Source organism: Pantoea sp. (genome assembly GCF_032114055.1).
Lineage (GTDB): Bacteria > Pseudomonadota > Gammaproteobacteria > Enterobacterales > Enterobacteriaceae > Pantoea.
The window spans coordinates 231,802-245,547 of the sequence record NZ_DAMCTB010000003.1; the positions used below are offsets into that span (position 1 = coordinate 231,802).

Below are 13,746 nucleotides of genomic sequence, written 5' to 3' on the forward strand. Positions count from 1 at the left end.
CTTATCTTCTGCATTATCCCCTGTTCCAGACCGTATGCCCGGATCTCCCTGATAACCGGAGATCCTATGTCACGTCCGCTTTTCGATACCGGCTTTTATGGCCGTCTGCGCCAGCAGGCGGGTCCGCACTGGCACGCCTATGTTGCGCATGATTTTGTGCGGCAGCTCGGCCAGGGCACGCTGCCAGCCGCCGCTTTCCGGCATTATCTCCTGCAGGACTACCTGTTCCTGCTGCACTTTGCCCGCGCCTGGGGCCTGCTGATCAGCAAACTCACCGATCCTGACGCGCTGCGCCATGCGACCGCCTCACTTAACGCCATCATCAGTGAACTGCCGTTACACCAAAGTTACTGCCAGCAATGGGGCATCAGCGAAACCGTGATAACCGTGGAGCCTGAAGCGGTGGAAACGCTGAACTACACCCGCTATGTACTGGACGTCGGCCATACCGGCGATGCACTGGCGTTACTGACGGCGCTGATGCCCTGCGTCGCCGGGTACGCCGAGATCGGCCTGAGTCTGCTGCACGGGCCGTCTACCCGTTTTGAAGGTAATCCTTACGCGGCGTGGATAGAGAACTACGGCGATGAAAGCTATCTGGCGGGCGTTCGCCTCTCGCTTTCCCTGTTTGAACAGCTGGCGGACGAGTACGCCGGAGAAGCACGTTTTGACCAGCTGTCGGCGATTTTTACCACGGCGACGCGGCTCGAATCGGCCTTCTGGCAGATGGGTCTCAACTATGCCTCCGGTCCGGAGAAAGGCGCATGAGGGTCGCGACACCGCCTGCTGCGCCGGGGATTTCGGTGCGTCAGCTCAGCCTGGATTTCGGGCAGCGGCCGCTCTTCAGTCAGCTCGATCTGGAGATTGCGGGCGGCGAGATCACCGCCCTGCTCGGGGCCAGCGGCGTGGGTAAAAGCAGCCTGATGCGGGTCATTGCCGGACTGACACCGCCCACCGCCGGACGGGTCAGCGGCAGCGATGGCCTGCCGCTGACCAGCCGCATTGCCTGGATGAGTCAGCAGGATCTGCTCTACCCCTGGCTGACAATAGAACAGAATGTCTGCCTCGCCAGCCGCCTGCATGGGGAAAAACCCGATCGCGACCGGGCGCAGCATTTGCTGGCACAGGTCGGGCTGAGCCACTGCGCCCGCGCGCGGCCCGCGACACTCTCCGGCGGGATGCGGCAGCGTGCGGCGCTGGCGCGCACGCTCTACACCCGTCAGCCAGTGGTTCTGATGGATGAGCCCTTCTCGGCGCTGGATGCCCTGACCCGCAGTCAGATTCAGACGCTGGCCGCAGAAGTGCTGACCGATCACACCGTTCTGCTGATAACTCATGATGTGGCGGAAGCCTGCCGGCTAGCGCACCATTGTCTGATCATCGGTCCGGCTGGCGTTGAAGCCTGCCCGCTCCTGTCGGGAGAGCCACCCCGCGCCGCCGATGATCTTCATGTCATCCGGCGTCAGGCCACACTGCTGAAACAGCTGAGCAGGATAGCCGAATGAGGCTACAGGCAGGATTTAACGGTTTTCGCCGTACCCTGATGCTCGCCGCCGGGCTGATTTCAGTGTGGTGGCTTGCCACACTGACCGCCATTCCGGCTTTTCTGCTGCCCTCGCCCGTATCAGTCGCCGCCGCGCTGTGGCAGAACGTGGACTACCTGATGCATCACACGCTGATCACCCTGTCTGAAATCCTCAGCGGCATGGTTGCCGGTGTACTGCTGGGTGGTGCACTGGCGCTGGGCATGGCTTTTTCGCCATGGCTGCGGCGCTGGATGATGCCGCTGGTGATTATCAGCCAGGCGATCCCGGTCTTTGCCCTGGCCCCATTGCTGGTGCTCTGGTTTGGTTTTGGCATGGGCGCCAAAGTCGCGATGGCGATTCTGGTGATCTTCTTTCCCGTGACCGCTACCTTTTTTGATGGTCTGCGTCGCGTCACACCTGGCTACCTCGATCTGGCCCGCACGATGGGCGCGTCGCAGGGCGCACAGGTGTGGCATGTCCGGCTACCCGCCTCGCTGCCTGCGCTGGGCTCCGGCCTGCGCATGGCCGCCGCGGTCGCGCCCATCGGCGCCATCATCGGCGAATGGGTCGGTTCAGCCGAAGGGCTGGGCTATGTGATGCTGAACGCCAATGCCCGGATGCAGAGTGATCTCTGTTTCGCCGCCCTGTTTATTCTGGTGCTGATGACTCTGGCTCTGTGGCTGACTCTCGATCGTCTGCTGCGCCGCCTGATCGCTTGGGCACCGGAAACCCCTTAATGACCTCACTGATGAGAAACCCATGACAAAAATGCCCTTACTTATCCTGCTGTCCGGCGTCTCCCTCACCGCCCAGGCGCAGACGATGGAAAAACTGACCCTGGTGCTTGACTGGTATATCAATCCCGATCACGCCCCATTGATGGTGGCCCAACAGAGTGGTGCCTTTGCCGCAGAAGGGCTGGAAGTGACGATAATTCCGCCTTCCGACCCCGCGCTGCCACCGCGTCTGGTCGCCGCGAAGCAGGCCGATCTGGCCATCACCTATCAGCCTCAGCTGCATTTCTTTGCCGATCAGGGCCTGCCGCTGACGCGGGTCGGCACCCTGATTGATACGCCACTGAACACCCTGATGACACTGGATAAAACCATCCGGCAGCCGGGTGATTTAAAAGGCAAGCGCATCGGCTATTCCGTCAGCGGCATTGAGCAGGCAACGCTGGCCACCATGCTGGCGCACAACGGGGTGAGCAGTGACCAGGTCAGGCTGGTCAACGTCAACTTTCAGCTGACCAGTGCCCTGCTGACCGGCCAGGTAGATGCGGTGATCGGCGGCTATCGCAACATTGAAGCGCTGGAACTGAAGCAGCAGGGCAAAGATCCGGTGGTTTTTAACATCGAGGATTATGGGGTGCCGGCTTATGATGAACTGATTATCGTCGCCAACCGTGAAGATGCGCATGCAGAGAAGATCCAGAAATTCCTGCGCGCGTTGAAGAAGGGGAATGCTGCGCTCCAGGCACATCCTGAAGAGAACTGGCTGGCCTTTGCCCGCCTGCATCCGGAGCTGAATACACCACTGAACCATGAGGCCTGGCGTGCCACCCTGCCGCGGTTCGCTGCCGACCCGGCAAAGCTGGATCGCGCCCGCTATCAGGCCTATGAGCAGTTTCTGTTTGATAACAAACTGATAAAAAAAATCACGCCGATTGAGCGTTACGCCACCGGCAGTGAATAAGGAATCACCCGCAGCCAGCACTGCGGGTAAATTTACGCGCGTGACTTCGGATAAAGCCAGTGCTCGATGTCGCTGGCGGGCAGCGGTTTTGAGAAAAAGTAGCCCTGGATTTGATCACAGCCGTAGGTTTTCAGCAATGCCAGCGTGGCTTCGGATTCGACGCCCTCCGCAAGCACGGTGTAGTTCAGCTCTTTCAGCATCTGAATGATACATCTGACGATAATTTCAGAGGCCTTATCTTCACCCATCCGTGAGATAAGGGAGCGATCGATTTTGATCACATCCAGCGGGATATCCTGCAGATAGCTGATGTTACTGTACCCCGTACCGAAATCATCCAGTGAGATAACGAAACCCTGCGACTTCAGCGCACTCAGTCCGTCAATCCCCACAGTGCTCCGGGTGATCAGCTCATTCTCCAGACACTCAATACCCAGAATGGCATTCGGCAACTGTACCGCGGCGAGTTTTGCCACCAGCCGATCGGCAAAATCGGGACGGGCGAAGTCACGCTCGCTGACGTTGATCGAAACCGGGATCAGATTGTATTCACTGTTCCAGCGCGCCAGCTGTTCAATCGTGTGGTCGATGACCCAGTTCGTCAGATCGGAGATCAGGTTGGTTTTACCCGCTAACGGAATGAATTCTGACGGGAAGAGTTCACCGCGCTCAGGATGGTTCCAGCGGATCAGGGCTTCCAGACCGACCGTCTTACCGGTTCTGAGGCAGACCTTGGGCTGCCAGGCCAGGTAAAGCTCTTCATCTTTCTTCAGCGCCTGCGCGAGGTCGTTCATGATGATGAAATCTTCGTTGCGCCGGGTGTCGTAACTTTCGTCAAACGACATGGCGCTGATTTCTTCATCGATCGCCTCATGCAGCGCACTGACCGCCTGCCGCACCGTTTCGTTAGCGTCCATCTGGCCCGGCACGAACTCGGTTTCACCAGCGAAGACATCCAGATCCAGCGTGATATTCTCCGCCAGGTCAGCCTTCATCCCTCTGAACAGGTCGGGAATAGTGTGGGCAGTGTACCGGCCCGAATAAGGCTGGATAAGGGCAAAACGGCCGGGAGCAAACGTGTAGAGCGGTTCGTTGTCCGACAGATTCAGACGTTGTGCCGCCTCCTGCGCCAGCAGCTTCAGCAGTTTTTCCATTGGTGCAATGCCGACCGCACGCGAAAGCTCATAGGCACGAATGATGTCGAGGCAGTCGATCAGGATCAGGCGAAAGCGGCTGTGTGGATCGGTGATCGTAAGCTGCTGGATATCGCGGATCAGGCGCGGGCGGTTGGGCAGATGAGTAATGACATCGGCAAAACCGGCATTGTTCCAGGCATCCAGAAAAGAGGTGACCAGCGTGGCCAGCGAACGCAGCGTGGCCAGCTTTTCATCGCTGAAGGAATGCGGCTGCGTATCGGTGACGCAGAGCGTTCCCAGCATGGCGCCCTCCAGATTCTGCAACGAGACACCGGCGTAGAAACGGATATGCGGATCGCCTTCAACAAACGGATGCGTAACAAAACGCTCGTCCAGCAAAGTATCCACCACCACCAGATGTCCTTCGCCATCCAGCACGTGACGGCAGAGAGACTCATCACGGGTAGACTGTTTCAGGTCGAAGTTGCGGGACGCTTTAATGTATTGATGATGATCGTCAATGATCGAAATGAAGCTGCCTGAAATGCCCAGCACCTGGCTGGCAAGCTGAACAAACCTCTCCAGCACCTCATCGCGGGTTTCGTCCGGAGTGAGAAGCGCTTTGACTGCACTCAGACGTTTTACGTCACTGCCATTTTGCTCGTTATGCACTGAAACCTCTCCTATGCAGGCGCAAAAGCCGAAAAAAATTTCGCTTAAGATTACTCAATTAGCGCCTAATTATCAGACAAATAGCGGCTCAATCTGACAGTACTTTCACAGCGAAACAGTGTCGCACGATATCGGATGAGTGTCGAAAGCATTTAACGCTGTTGATCAGCGTGCGCAACATCCGGCGACTCCATCCGGAAACCCAGTCCAATCAGGCGACCCAGTAAAAAACGCAGAAACGGCAGGCGACGGATGATGCCGGGCACCTTGCTGCCCTGAGTCGCTTTTCGTCTGGCTTTGCTGCGGCTCATTTTAATCTGCAGGAACTGAGTGGCGACGGTCGGAAACTGGCGGCGTTTCTGCACTTTGTCCAGATCGCGCAGCGACAGTTCGCCCCGTTTCAGCGGTTCAGCCAGCAGGTTCGCCGTCGCCACGGCGTCCTGAATGGCCAGATTAACGCCCACCCCGCCAATCGGCGACATCGCATGTGCCGCATCGCCAATGCAGAGCACCCCGGGTCTCGCCCACCTGTCCAGGCGATCGATGCGTATTGAAAGTAGCTTAAAGGCGTCCCAGCTGCTGATTTCTGTCATCCGCGTGACGTCAAACGGCGATAATGCCGCCACCTCCGCTTTAAAAGCCGCCAGCCCGGCGGCCTGCTTCGCCTCAAACTCCCCTTTGGGAATGGTCAGGCCACATTGCCAGTAGTCACCGCGATCGATGACGATAAAGTTCTGACGTGGCCCTTTGTGGCCCATACCCAGTTCGGGATCGTCAGGCTGCTTGCTCAGGCGGAACCAGATCACATCGCGTGCAGCGCCAAACGCCTGTCCTGACAGCCCGGCGGCTTCACGGACGCGTGAATGACGGCCATCCGCACCGATCACCAGGCTGCAGCGGATGTGCAGTTGCTGGTTGCCGCGTTTTGCCGTGAGGCCGCTGACCCGGCCATTCTCTTCATGTAACGACTCAAAGGCGGTGGATTGCAGCAGGCTGAAACCGGGGTAGCGGGCGCTCTGCTCCGCCATAAAGTTCAGGAAATCCCACTGCGGCATAAAGGCGATAAAGCGACACTGAACCGGCAGGCGGGAGAAGTCCGCCATGGTGATATTTTCGCCAGCGATTTCCGCCTCCAGTTTTTCAGCACGCTGATGCGGCAGACGCAGAAAAGCGTCCAGCAGCCCGAGCTGATGCATAATCTCCAGCGTCGACGGATGAATGGTGTCTCCACGAAAATCGTGGAGAAAATCAGCGTGCTTTTCGATGACCACTACGCGCAGACCCGCGCGGGCAAACAGATAACCCAGCATCAGTCCGGCCGGGCCACCGCCAACGATACAGCAGTCAGTGGTGAGAATTTCAGTGGAATGTGGCTGCATGTCAGCTCCCTGTTGCGCCCGTCTTACGATGAGTATTGCGTTAAATGTGCAGCTTTGCCGCAGTCGGTTAAGGATGCCGTACCGGGGAGAGCACGTGGCGAAGTGGCCCGGTCTGAAACGCCCTGCACCTGCGTCGGCAGTGAGACACTCGCGATGAACGCGCTCCGCAATATCCTGCAAACGCTTCTGTAGCTGGCGTCAAAAAAATGCGATCACACCAGCCGAAAATCACAGACGGTCCACGCCAAAACAGAGGGTTTCACCCATCTTCTCTGCTGCCATCCTGCGGTGTTGATTTCTGCCAGGCGGCAGTTTCGGGCCTCGCTGATGGCTGTCGCATCAATACTGAAAAATCAGGATAACCCAGCCTACCGCGAACGGATGGCACAAGTGGTTTGTCCACCACACAAGTCGTCACGCTTTTCCACAGATGGATTTATTACTCTCGTTTGTTTTCACCCGGCCTGTCAGTAAACTGGGACGCTGGTCTGGTCGAATAAGAATGCCTCTCAATGAATGAAGAATCACCGCAGTCGGTTTATGTTCCCCGCTCTATCGCGGCGCGTAGTCGGATGTTTCGCGCCCTGCTCTATCGAGATAAAACGCCGCTGGCCATGCTGTTTTGTGCCGCGCTGGTCGGAACGCTGGTCGGTCTGGCTGGGGTGGCCTTTGCCCGCGCCGTCGAAGCTATCCAGCAGTGGCGGGCCGGCACGCTGATCGCTGCACATTTTCAGAGCTGGACGATCTACGTGGCGGCCTTCGCTATCTCCGCAGTGCTGGCGATGGTGGGCTATTTTCTGGTCAGACGCTTTGCGCCGGAAGCGGGCGGTTCCGGTATTCCTGAAATTGAAGGGGCGCTGGAAGAGCTGCGGCCTGTACGCTGGTGGCGGGTTATTCCGGTAAAGTTCTTCGGCGGCATGGGCACACTGGGTGCCGGTATGGTACTGGGCCGTGAGGGGCCCACCGTACAACTGGGTGGTAACATTGGCCGGATGGTGATCGATCTTATCGGGATGCGCAGTAATGAAGCGCGGCATACCTTGCTGGCAACCGGCGCGGCGGCTGGGCTGGCAGCGGCCTTTAATGCGCCACTGGCAGGAATTCTGTTTATTATCGAAGAGATGCGGCCACAGTTTCGCTATAACCTGATTTCGATTAAAGCGGTTTTTACCGGCGTGATTATGGCAAGCATCGTGTACCGCTATTTTAACGGCGAACTGGCGGTGATCTCTGTGGGTAAACTGGCAGATGCGCCGGTACAGACGCTCTGGCTCTACCTGATACTGGGAATGATTATTGGCATGGTCGGCGTGCTGTTTAATCGCCTGATCTTTCTGACGCAGGATCTCTTTGCCCGTTTTTATGCCGGAAAAACGGCACGCGTGGTTCTGGCGGGCGCCCTGCTGGGCGGCGGCTGTGGCATTCTCGCGCTGCTGTTTGCGCCCGGTGCAGGCGGAGGGTCAGGACTGATCCCTCAGGCGGTTCATGGCGTTTTTCCACTTACACTGCTGCTGCTGATCTTCGTTGTCAGGCTGGTCACCACCCTGCTCTGTTTCGGCTCAGGTGCGCCAGGCGGCATTTTTGCACCGATGCTGGCGCTGGGCACGCTGCTGGGCACCGCCTTTGGCGTGGCGATGACGGATCTGTTTCCGTTATATCATCTGGAGGCAGGGACCTTTGCTATTGCGGGAATGGGCGCCCTGTTTGCGGCGTCGGTACGCGCACCGCTGACCGGTATTGTTCTGGTGCTGGAAATGACCGATAACTATCAGCTTATCCTGCCAATGATTATTACCTGCCTGGGTGCTACGCTGCTGGCACAGTTCATGGGCGGAAAACCGCTCTACTCCTCTATTCTGGCCCGTACACTGGCCCGCCAGGCCGAAACGACCCGCCCCTGAGGGCGGGTTATCCGTTCAGCGATTTATTATCGAAAAAGTCAGCAGGCATCTGTTCCGGTGCCTGACTGGCAACCCAGGCGTTATCCGGCCTTTCGTTCTTCATGTAAGTCACTTTCGCAAACGCAGGATTAAACACGGTTGCCGGATTACAGGAGCCTGACGCCAGAAAGATAAAAGCCCTGACTGAAACAGCCAGGGCTTTTAGGTTACTACTGATTTAACATTTACCATTAACTGACTTAATTAAAAGATATAACTGGGTACTGCTATTAATGAACAGATTCTGCGGATAAAAGCGAACAGGGTCGTAATGTCGCTGTTATTAACGGTTTTAACCACCTGTTAGTCTTTTATGAAACGAAGACAGGTCAGGCCCGTATAAATCTGCACACCCCCATCGCGATATATACTCTTTGATGCGTTGCCTTACTTTCATTACGACGTTTAAACCGCAATCGTATCCTGTCGTAAAGTCACGTTCAGAACTACGAGGCCTGACATCATCGCGACGCGATACTGCTTAACTCAGACTCAATTTAACAGGGTTATCAGTTATTAACGAACAGTGTCTGACATGGTTGTTAACAGAAAAACCGGTTACATAAATAAATTCGCTGACCGGTACCGTTGACTCAGAACCCTTTCAGTTCTGATTTATCAGGACAGCTATACGCCGCTGACAACTCTTAATCTACGCAGAAAAAAAAGGTTGTCAACACTGGTTTTAAAACCATGTTTAAATATTCAGCCAGCTGCAATTGATAGCGTTTTAAAGACCAGACTTTACGTTTTTTATAACGAATCGGATTAAAGGAAATAATTCCATTTATTCCAGATAGTTCAGCGAGTCACTATTTTTTCTGCAATCTGATCAAATAAAAAAGGCGCCCGCGGGCGCCCTTTCAGAACCCATATCCGCTTATTTCGCCAGATTCGACAGCAGTACCTTCGCGGTTTCCGCTGAGGAGCCAGGGTTCTGTCCGGTGATCAGCAGACCATCCTGCACGGTATAGGATTGCCAGTCATCCCCGCGTGAATAGAGACCGCCATTCTCTTTCAGGGCATCTTCAACCAGGAACGGCACCACATCGGTCAGGCCAACGCCCTCTTCTTCGCTGTTGGTGAAGCCGGTGACCTTCTTGCCCTTAACAAGCGGTGTACCATCCGCATTTTTAACGTGACGCAGCACGCCAGGCGCATGGCAGACCAGCGCAACAGGTTTACCCGCCTGCAGGGTCTGCTCAATCAGCGAGATAGAATGCTCGTCGTTCGCCAGGTCCCATAGAGGGCCATGACCGCCGGGATAGAAAACGGCATCAAATGCGGCCTGATCGACACTATTCAGCGGCACGGTTGAGGCCAGCGCAGCCTGCGCCTCGCTGTCAGCATGGAAGCGGCGGGTCTCATCCGTCTGAGAATCAGGTTCATCACTTTTCGGATCCAGTGGAGGCTGGCCCCCTTTGGGTGATGCCAGCGTAATCTCTGCACCCGCATCCAGAAACGCATAGTAAGGTGCGGCAAGCTCTTCCAGCCAGAAGCCGGTCTTCTTACCGGTGTTACCCAATTCATCATGCGAGGTCAAAACCATTAAAATTTTCATTTCCGCTCCATTTCACAGTCAGTGGTTGAGGTTCAGGAATTATCAGAATTGGCGTGTGCATCGCCCCTGCTGCGTGACACTTTAGCTGGGACGGGAGCCTGACTATTCAGGTCATTTATTTCTTAAATTTCAGCCATTCACATAACATTATAGCTTAACCAATGTGGCCTGATTTCTCAGACCCGTCTGCTAATGATAAGAGAAGCGCCGCGTCACGCGCGCTGTTGAGCAACCGGTTATTGCGCAGCCCATACGCTCAAACGTGCTCAACCGGGCAGCAATTCATTCCTGTCCGTTTCCGGATGCGGGCGATGCCGGAAGCAGAACAGCTGGCGGACAGATGAACAACGTGTGGGATCGCTGAATAGCTGCTCCGGATCCAGGCCAGTAAAAAAGGCTGCCCTTAAGACAGCCTTTTCTTTGCAGTCTCAGGCGAGCCGGGCAGCAGGAGAATGGCCGGTGCGCCACCACAGGATCAGGGCGGCCAGGGCAATAACGCCGAGAACCGCAAAGGCGGTGCTGTAAGAGTAACGCGCGGCGATCATCCCCGTCATGGCAGGGCTCAGCGCCGCGCCTGCACCCTGCATCAGCATAATGACGCTCTGTCCGGCGTTGACATGCCCTGTTCCGCGCAGCAAAGAAACGATATAACCCGGCACCGCCACCCCCAGGATCCCGGCCGCAACGCCATCCAGTACCTGAACGGGAATCACAAAGATGGGCCCGGCAAAACTCGCCGCGATAACGGCACGCAGCGGCAGGATCATCAGGGCAATCAGGATAAACAGACGAAAACCGTGCGTTTCGACCCGCTTAGAAACCCACAGCGCGACCGGGATCATGACCAGCTGAGAGATCACGACCGTGGCAGCCGCGTAAAGACCCGGGCTTACCGCTGCCTGTCCTCCCTCAGAAGCGACGCGCATGCTCAGCATTGGCAGTAACGCGGCATTAGCGAGATGAAACAGCAGCAGTGTGACACCGGCAATCATCAGCGCCGGTTTGCGCATCAGCACGGCCAGGCCCAGCGCGGGTTGACGTTCCTCATGCTGCTCATAGCCGCGCGCCACTTCGTTGTCGATCTCATCACCGCGTATCGCCAGCGTGGCGAAGGCGGCGAAAATCGCCATGACCGTCATCAGAATAAAAACGCCCCCCATTCCCCAGTACCAGGCGGAGAATCCGGCCAGTAAGGCCGCTATGGTGTTACCGCCATGATTGAAGGCTTCGTTGCGGCCCATCTGCTGGTTAAAGCCGCGCTGGCCGGTGAGCCCCAGCGTGATACCCGCGACAGTCGGACCGATAAACGCGGCCGCAATGCCCGCCACAATCTGAGACACCATTGCCGTCCAGGTCTGATTGCTGTACCACAGCAGCAGCGTGGCTACGGTGATGACCAGACAGCCCACCAGCACGATCATTTTTTTATAGCGGGTGGCATCGACGGCAATCCCGGCCGGCAGCGTAGCAAGGAGGCCAGCGATGCCGCCACAGGTCATTACCAGACCGATTTCGTCAGGACGCCAGTGTCGTTCCGTCAGAAAGATGCCCAGAAAAGGTCCCAGGCCGTCGCGGACGTCGGCCAGAAAAAAACTCATCAGGCAGAGCGCGTAGAGTGAACGCTTAGACATATCATATCCCTTGAAGATAAGTGTTAAAGAGAGTGGCGCTTCGGTTAGAAAAAAATTATGTGCTACAACCAGGAAAGTCACACTTCGTTATAGTAACAAAATGAAAAAGCCACCCGTAATACTATACGGGTGGCTTTTTGCTTTTCAGTCGTCAGAAAAAGAGCGGACTATTTATCTGTTCCGAAGCCCTGTTTCAGTAGTGCAGGCAGGACGTCCGGGAAGTAAATGTGCCTGTAGTAACCGCTGACGCTGTCACTCCAGCTTTCGCCGTCATTGCGACCGATGTTTTTCCAGTGCTGAACCATTTCATCGTTATAGGCAGCAATCTGCTGCGCCAGGCCCTGCGTCTGGTAAGTTTCATCATGGCGGAACGTCGCCAGCGGTAAACGCGGTTTCTGATGCGCAGGCTCATCAACATGCCCGATTACCACACCAGCCACCGGGAAAGTCAGCGGCGGCAGCTCAAGCAGCGAAATCATCGCCTGCGGATCGCGACGAATCCCTCCAATCGGCACGATGCCCAGCCCTTCTGCCCGCGCGGCGGCCATGACTGACCCCAGCGCAATACCGATATCGGTTGCACCCGACACGATGCTTTCGATGCTCTCATGCGCAATCTGCTGCTGACCGACCGCGTCGATTGCAACTGCTGATTTGTGCATATCCAGTACGAAGGTGATAAAGACCGGGGCTTTCGCGATCCACGGCTGGCCGCCTGCAATAGCGGCGATCTCAGCGCGGCGTCCGGCATCACGGGTGATGACGACTGAAACCTGCTGCGAGTTGACGGAGGTGGGTGCGCGATAAGCGGTGCTGATAATCCGATCCAGCACAGCTTCGTCAACAGGCTGATCGGTAAAACTGCGTTCACTTTTATGGCTGGTAAAAATATCAATCAAATCGCTCATGGTTCCTCCCATAGAAAGCGCAACTATAACAGTTGCATGTCCACGTACTTGGTAAATAGAGGGTTTTTAGCATAATTTTTGTAACTGCTTTTTAGTATGTACATGCGTGTGTACTGAATCGCCACGGGTTTAACAGACACCTCGGAGTCATTTAAGATGGCTTAAAGAGAGGTGCCCATGAGCGGTAAGCGTTATCCTGAAGAGTTTAAAATTGAAGCAGTCAAACAGGTTGTTGATCGTGGTTATTCTGTTTCCAGCGTTGCAACACGTCTCGATATCACCACCCACAGCCTTTACGCCTGGATAAAGAAATACGGTCCGGATTCTTCCGATAATAAAGAACAGTCAGATGCTCAGGCCGGGATTCGCCGTCTCCAGAAAGAGCTGAAGCGGGTTACCGACGAACGGGACATATTAAAAAAAGCCGCGGCGTACTTCGCAAAGCTGTCCGACTGAGGTACGCCTTTATCCGTGACAACGCCCGTTGCTGGCCTGTTCGCCTGCTCTGTCGGGTGCTGGATGTTCATCCCAGTGGCTTTTACGCCTGGCTTCAGCAGCCGCATTCACAGCGCCATCAGACAGACCAGATGCTGACCGGGCAGATTAAACAGTTCTGGCTGGAGTCGGGATGCGTCTATGGTTATCGCAGGATCCATGTGGATCTGCGGGACAGCGGGCACGTAAAGGCGAGGCCAGTATCGTGTCGCCCAACAGGCTCCAGCGACAGTTCAATCCGGATGCTCCGGATGAGCGTTGGGTAACGGACATAACCTATATCAGGACCCACGAAGGCTGGCTGTATCTTGCCGTGGTTGTTGATCTGTTCTCACGCAAAATTATCGGCTGGTCCATGCAATCCCGGATGACAAAGAACATTGTCCTGAACGCATTGCTGATGGCTGTATGGCGGCGTAATCCCCAAAAACAGGTGCTGGTTCATTCGGATCAGAGCAGTCAGTACACAAGCCATGAGTGACAGTCGTTCCTGAAATCACACGGCCTCGAGGGCAGCATGAGCCGTCGCGGTAACTGCCACGATAATGCGGTTGCAGAAAGCTTTTTCCAGTTGTTGAAACGCGAACGGATAAAGAAAAAGATCTACGGAACGCGGGAAGAAGCCCGCAGCGATATTTTTGATTACATCGAAATGTTTTATAACAGTAAGCGTCGGCATGGTTCGAGCGATCAGATGTCACTGACAGAATATGAAAACCAGTATTATCAACGGCTCGGAAGTGTCTGGATTATCCGTGGCGATTCAACCCACCGGTGGTGGGACAATGCTTCATGAGCTGAGT

The 13,746-nt window shown here is 55.9% G+C and carries 10 protein-coding genes and 1 pseudogene; 6 read left to right on the top strand and 5 right to left on the bottom strand.

Features of this window, described 5'->3' with window-relative positions; genetic code table 11:
* Nucleotides 1–66: 66 nt before the first annotated feature.
* Genes tenA through RT657_RS07525 form a run of 4 tightly spaced genes read left to right on the top strand, consistent with a single transcriptional unit; the run spans nt 67 to nt 3,221 of the window.
* Complete coding sequence (tenA, locus tag RT657_RS07510) at nt 67–768, top strand: thiaminase II (protein ID WP_313653458.1); 702 nt, start codon at nt 67–69, stop codon at nt 766–768.
* Nucleotides 765–1,505, top strand: a complete 741-nt coding sequence (locus tag RT657_RS07515; protein WP_313653459.1) for an ABC transporter ATP-binding protein — start codon at nt 765–767, stop codon at nt 1,503–1,505. Before tenA ends, RT657_RS07515 begins: the two co-directional genes overlap by 4 nt.
* Nucleotides 1,502–2,263 carry an ABC transporter permease gene (locus RT657_RS07520; protein ID WP_313653460.1) on the top strand — a complete coding sequence of 254 codons (762 nt, stop codon included), beginning with the start codon at nt 1,502–1,504 and terminating at the stop codon, nt 2,261–2,263. Before RT657_RS07515 ends, RT657_RS07520 begins: the two co-directional genes overlap by 4 nt.
* A gap of 22 nt (nt 2,264–2,285) precedes the next feature.
* A complete protein-coding gene (locus tag RT657_RS07525; RefSeq protein ID WP_409520980.1) occupies nt 2,286–3,221 on the top strand; it encodes an ABC transporter substrate-binding protein in 936 nt (311 codons plus the stop codon).
* A gap of 32 nt (nt 3,222–3,253) precedes the next feature.
* Here the strand turns inward: RT657_RS07525 and RT657_RS07530 are convergent, their stop codons facing one another.
* Entirely contained in the window at nt 3,254–5,029 is a 1,776-nt protein-coding gene (locus tag RT657_RS07530; protein ID WP_313653461.1) for an EAL domain-containing protein, read from the bottom strand.
* A 152-nt stretch (nt 5,030–5,181) separates the two neighbouring features.
* Complete coding sequence (locus RT657_RS07535; protein WP_313653463.1) at nt 5,182–6,408, bottom strand: FAD-dependent oxidoreductase; 1,227 nt, start codon at nt 6,406–6,408, stop codon at nt 5,182–5,184.
* 512 nt (nt 6,409–6,920) lie between these two features.
* Here RT657_RS07535 and clcA point away from each other — a divergent pair.
* Complete coding sequence (clcA, locus tag RT657_RS07540; RefSeq protein ID WP_313653464.1) at nt 6,921–8,309, top strand: H(+)/Cl(-) exchange transporter ClcA; 1,389 nt, start codon at nt 6,921–6,923, stop codon at nt 8,307–8,309.
* Between the two features lie 919 nt (nt 8,310–9,228).
* Here clcA and RT657_RS07545 read toward each other — a convergent pair.
* The 3 genes from RT657_RS07545 to RT657_RS07555 all read right to left on the bottom strand — a co-directional run bounded on the left by RT657_RS07545 (nt 9,229) and on the right by RT657_RS07555 (nt 12,448).
* Nucleotides 9,229–9,909 carry a type 1 glutamine amidotransferase domain-containing protein gene (locus RT657_RS07545; protein WP_313653465.1) on the bottom strand — a complete coding sequence of 227 codons (681 nt, stop codon included), beginning with the start codon at nt 9,907–9,909 and terminating at the stop codon, nt 9,229–9,231.
* A gap of 428 nt (nt 9,910–10,337) precedes the next feature.
* Nucleotides 10,338–11,540, bottom strand: a complete 1,203-nt coding sequence (locus RT657_RS07550; protein ID WP_313653467.1) for an MFS transporter — start codon at nt 11,538–11,540, stop codon at nt 10,338–10,340.
* 167 nt (nt 11,541–11,707) lie between these two features.
* Nucleotides 11,708–12,448, bottom strand: coding sequence for an NADPH-dependent oxidoreductase (locus RT657_RS07555; RefSeq protein WP_313653468.1), 741 nt, complete (start codon nt 12,446–12,448; stop codon nt 11,708–11,710).
* A gap of 177 nt (nt 12,449–12,625) precedes the next feature.
* Here RT657_RS07555 and RT657_RS07560 point away from each other — a divergent pair.
* Nucleotides 12,626–13,739 (top strand): annotated as a pseudogene (locus tag RT657_RS07560) (IS3 family transposase).
* The last annotated feature ends 7 nt before the right edge of the window (nt 13,740–13,746 follow it).